The 4,469-nt window shown below is 60.9% G+C and carries 5 protein-coding genes and 1 tRNA gene; 3 read left to right on the forward strand and 3 right to left on the reverse strand.

What is annotated here, in order from left to right; translation table 11 throughout:
* Positions 1 to 241 precede the first annotated feature (241 nt).
* The 3 genes from K8V11_RS09840 (at position 242) to K8V11_RS09850 (ending at position 2,893) form a co-directional block, all read left to right on the forward strand.
* A complete protein-coding gene (locus K8V11_RS09840) occupies positions 242 to 370 on the forward strand; it encodes a hypothetical protein (protein ID WP_303913423.1) in 129 nt (42 codons plus the stop codon).
* Positions 371 to 642: 272 nt separating this feature from the next.
* The gene (locus K8V11_RS09845) at positions 643 to 2,247 is read left to right on the forward strand and encodes a hypothetical protein (protein ID WP_303913426.1); all 1,605 of its coding nucleotides are present in this window, start codon (positions 643 to 645) and stop codon (positions 2,245 to 2,247) included.
* A gap of 232 nt (positions 2,248 to 2,479) precedes the next feature.
* Positions 2,480 to 2,893, forward strand: a complete 414-nt coding sequence (locus K8V11_RS09850) for a DUF2267 domain-containing protein (protein ID WP_303913428.1) — start codon at positions 2,480 to 2,482, stop codon at positions 2,891 to 2,893.
* A gap of 196 nt (positions 2,894 to 3,089) precedes the next feature.
* On the opposite strand, the gene K8V11_RS09855 is transcribed toward K8V11_RS09850, so the two are convergent.
* The 3 genes from K8V11_RS09855 to K8V11_RS09865 all read right to left on the reverse strand — a co-directional run.
* Positions 3,090 to 3,160: transfer RNA gene (locus K8V11_RS09855), tRNA-Gln, on the reverse strand.
* A 115-nt stretch (positions 3,161 to 3,275) separates the two neighbouring features.
* Entirely contained in the window at positions 3,276 to 3,908 is a 633-nt protein-coding gene (locus K8V11_RS09860) for a dihydrofolate reductase family protein (protein ID WP_303913433.1), read from the reverse strand.
* 154 nt (positions 3,909 to 4,062) lie between these two features.
* Positions 4,063 to 4,469: vitamin K epoxide reductase family protein (locus K8V11_RS09865; RefSeq protein WP_303913430.1), on the reverse strand; the 407-nt coding region annotated here is incomplete at its 5' end.

The raw sequence follows: 4,469 nt of genomic DNA on the forward strand, positions 1-4,469 counted from the left end.
GGAATTGCCTACGACATCCCTTAGATCGACCTAAGAACCATAGCGCTGGTTGACGAGACAAGCTAATCGCCGAAGACGTCCGATTCCCGAAAAAGCGCCGGATAGGCGCATTTCCATGAGGCTGTCAGGCCGTCGCGAATGTCGATTCCTGCTGTTGGGGTCGAACGATTGTCGACCATTGCGTTGAGGCCGATTTGATGTACTGTGTCTTTCAACACGTCGCTTTACAAAAGGGGTTAATATGTCCAACAAGGTTTCTCACTTCGAGCACGACCCGGCTCTCGTGTCAAAGGTGCGTGAGCTCTGGTGGACGGTGATTTTCCTTCTCGTCATTTCCGCTGCGGCCGCCGCGCTGCCTATCGTCTTCTAATTCGCCTTTTAGGTTGAAGTAGATGTTCGCCGGAATACTTCCCTGCCTCGGGGCGGCGATTTTCGTGTGGGCTAGGGGCCTTACGTCGCGCCGTGGTCCCGCCAATCCGGGAAGGCCGCCGCTAGAGCGCTGTCCATGGGGGTTTGAGGGGTGGTCGCCACCCCCGGTGATGCGTGTCACGCAGTGACTGTTGCCTGAATGTGACTTAAGCTTATTCTGATCAGTAGTGATCGGGCGTATCTGAGGGGGTCGCCCGTTAACAAGGGGGATAAGTGTCACTGTTCACAAAAGTGACCGCCGGTTTTTCGGCGGTCTGTATTGCCGCGTCTCTTGCGATTGCCGCTCCACCGGCTGCGCAGGCGCAAGCCTATGAAGACAACGTTGAGTACCTCGCCGGGGTCAACGTCGAGCCGGGTCGGGCGATCGCCGTCAACGGCTCACCAGTCACGTCCACTCTGTTTACGCCGCCGACGGTAAAGCATGGCGACATCGTCCGTGTGGCGTGGGACGTATCCGTTCGAGGGGTCGAGTCCAGCAACCACATTCAGACCTCCAGAGGTTTTCTGGTTTCGCTTCCCGAGAAGTACACGGACAACGTGTCGTTCACCTACACCGGAATGCCCAAGGCCGACGGTTCGGGGTCGGAGCGAATCCCAGAGACCAAGGCCGTTGTCGGCGACCACGCGATCATCCCTTCTGGCGAAGAATCCGATGAGGGAGATGTCGGCTTCACGTACGAAGATCAAGGCGCAGAACAAGAACTGTTCAAGACGACGCGACCGTTTACGCCGCTGCACTACTACATGCTTGATGCCGCCCACGGTGGTGTCACCACCTTCCGGATCGAAGCGGACGTCAATACGTCCGTGTTCCCGGACGGGCAGGTGCCTGCGGACTTTTATGTTCCTGTTCGCGTCGAGAATACTTGGCGCTGTTTCGACGAAGGTGGAGGCTCCGGCAGCTACGACGATGGCTGTCAGTCGCTCCTCGAATATCGTGCTATCAGGTCCAGCGGGCTATACGATTCCGTCGCCGCGGACGGACGTCCTTACATCACTTCGAAAGACTTTGACATTAACGGGCTTTACGGTGATGCCAAGTGCTCGGTGACCCACGAGACCGGAGATCCGTTCCGGATCGGCACCGACGTGGACCATGGGACCAATGGCTTCGACTACACCTCCGTGTTCCGGCTTCACGACAATCCGGCAGTGAATTACGTAAGCGGTAACGACGATCTCTGCGACCGGCACGTGGCGCCCATCCGCATCGGCAATACCGCGGGAAGCCCTGGCTCCGGATCGGGAAGCCTAGATGGTGGCAGCCTGGGCGGAAGCCTTTCGGACGGTGGTTCGTCCTCGGGTTCCGGAAGCTGGGACGGCACATCGTCGACCTCCGGTTCGCTCGGAAGCGAGGGGGCTTCCGGTAACGGTGACAATTCTTCGCAGGGGACCGGTTCACTCGGCAGCGTGGGGAACTCTGCAAGCGCCGACGGAAGCACTACGGCAAATGGGTCCCTCGGCAGTGCGGAGGGCGGAAGCTCCGCGGGAAGCGTGACGCTCAGCCCTCAGTGCATCCTCACCGGTGCCGCGATCGTATTGCCGTTGCTCGTCATCGGGCCGATCGCAGCAGCAGGGGCAAACTTCCCGGGCGTTGCAGAAGCACAGGCACAAATCGACCACTTCCTCAGTCAGTCCAACGACGACATCCAGCACCGCCTCGGCATCTACAACGAGGACAGTGTTCGACGCATCGCCGAGATCAATGCCCAACTGGCAAGCATCGGAGCCGACGTTCAGGGGCCAGCCACGGCGATCGGCGGCACCGCGCTCGCGCTTCTAGCCGTGGGCGCACTCGCTCACAACTGCGTGGCTTAACTGCACTTGCGTGCACCGCGCCACCACGACGCGACTGACACCTGAAAACGGCCATGTGACGGCGGGCCCGGGCATTCCTCGGGGCCGCCGTTCGTCAATTGGGTCGGTAGAGCACCAACCATTGGGGTGAATCTTTCACCCCAAAGGGTGAATCGCTTCATTGTCTTGGAACTTAGGGTCAAGCCTCACGGCTTGCGCCACCGGGCGCAGAGTCGACAACGAAGGGAGATATATGACTCTGACAGATTCTCAACGAGGCGACGGCGTCGACGACTTTCTCACGCAGGTGCGAGAGAAGGCTTCGCAGCTTTCTTCGAACACTGAAGCCGAAGCTGTGACGCATGTCGTGCTTGGAGTGCTTGCGGATGCTGTGAGCGTAGAGCAGATGGCAGAACTCTTGAAGTCGGTTCCTGATCTGCTTACTCCTTCGGGGAAATCGGTTGCCGGTAATCCTGATCAAATCGACGTCCAGCACTTTCTCAAGCGGGTGCAAGACGAGAGCGAATTCACCGATGAGGGACTCGCTGAACCCCACGCACGGGCTGTGCTGTCGACGGTAGCCGATTGGGTTCCGGGAGATCAGCTTGATGACACGTTGGCGCAGTTGCCCAAGTCTCTTCGGGATTTGTTCGTCGTCAACCCGTAGAGCCTCTTTCGTACAAGCTCCTGGGCATCTCTGGTCTTCGCGGACCGGTGCGTTGCGCGGTGGCTTTTCGCGTGCGTTGGCGCGGACTTCAAGAGTCGGCCCGGGAAAAGTGAGGAGAGTCGCTTTGGGCGCGTCGAAAGCGGAAATGCCCCGGAGGGAACCGCTAACCCATTGAATGAGTTGTTTATGCTGGTTGCTCCGCCGCCAGGACTCGAACCTGAAATGCCTGAACCAAAATCAGGAGTGTTGCCATTACACCACGGCGGAATGCCGAACCGTCCATCGGACAGTCCGCGATAAGTGTGGCATACCGGAGCCGACCCCGGCCACTTGACCCGCTGGTGTGAGCCCCGAAAGTCGGAGGGGAACGGCAGGTGCGGCGTCACTCCCGGGTTGGGGGTTCTTGCTTTCGGTTCCACATCTGGTGGGTGTGGCCCCCGCCGGTGGATACGCTGTCGATGTCGAACTTCTCGGCAGGGGAGAGGCCTTCCGGGAACAGCGGCGTGCCCGATCCGATCGTGACCGGCTGGATGACGAGGTGCATGAAATCAATAAGGTCCGCGTCGAGGAATTGTTGCACCGTTCGAGGTCCGCCGCCGATCCGGACATCGGTGCCGGGAGCGAGGTCGCGAGCGCGCTGCAGAGCGTCAGCCGGATCGGCATCGAGGAAGTGGAACACGGTGCCGTTGTCGAACTCGATCGGCTCGCGTTCGTGGTGGGTGAGGACGATGACGGGGGTCTCGAATGGCGGCTCCTCGCCCCACCAGCCGCGCCAGTCGTCGTCGGTCCAGGGGCCGTCTTGGGGGCCGAACTTGCGCCTGCCCATGATCTCCACGCCGATACCCTGGCCCCACAGACTCGTCATCGCGTGGTCGACGCTCAGTGGCCCATCGAGCGTGTCGATTCCGGCGATCGCGCGGCCATCGAATCCCTGGACGAGGGCGATGGCCTCGCCGAACGGCTCGTCGTGGGAAACGAAACTTCCCGCCGCATAGCCGTCGAGCGAGACGAACATGTTGTGCACGCGGACGCGCGAGCGGCGCGGCTGCGTGTGTGGAGGGGTTGTCGAATCAGCGGCCACGATCGTTCCTCACGTCGAGAGGGAATGGGATACGACCAAGTATCGGCCGAAAGGGGACGAAGGATGTGTCCGTTCGTGCGGATTTGAGCTAGCCGAAGGTACGGACGAAGAAGTCCGCCCAGTACACGTCCCAGAAGTGGACGAGGATCGTGCCGATGACCAGCAGATACCACAGCACGACGGGGATGAGGTGCCATGCGCGCAGCGTGCGGACCCAGGCGGCGGTGGTGAAGCGGCCGATCGTGTGCAACAGCGTGTACCACCACATCGGCGCCATGACCGTCCATACGACCATGCACCACGGGCACAACACCCCGATGTTGAAGATGGTCTGGTAGGCGAACCACTGCACCCAGCCGATCCCGAATGTGAGCCCGAGGACCGCGCCGACCATGTACCAGCGGGGGATCCGAGCGCCGGCCGCAAGCGCCACGCCGAGTGCGAGCATGATGCCGAAGCCGACGAGCCCGACGATGGGGTTCGGGAAGCCGAACG

It is taken from the genome of Dietzia timorensis, from assembly GCF_020742175.1.
Lineage (GTDB): Bacteria > Actinomycetota > Actinomycetes > Mycobacteriales > Mycobacteriaceae > Dietzia > Dietzia timorensis_A.

Coding starts and splice junctions, on each gene's coding strand:
- K8V11_RS09840 (WP_303913423.1), top strand. CDS start 242: ATGTCCAACAAGGTTTCTCACTTCGAGCACGACCCGGCTCTCGTGTCA.
- K8V11_RS09850 (WP_303913428.1), top strand. CDS start 2,480: ATGACTCTGACAGATTCTCAACGAGGCGACGGCGTCGACGACTTTCTC.
- K8V11_RS09860 (WP_303913433.1), bottom strand. CDS start 3,908: ATGTTCGTCTCGCTCGACGGCTATGCGGCGGGAAGTTTCGTTTCCCAC.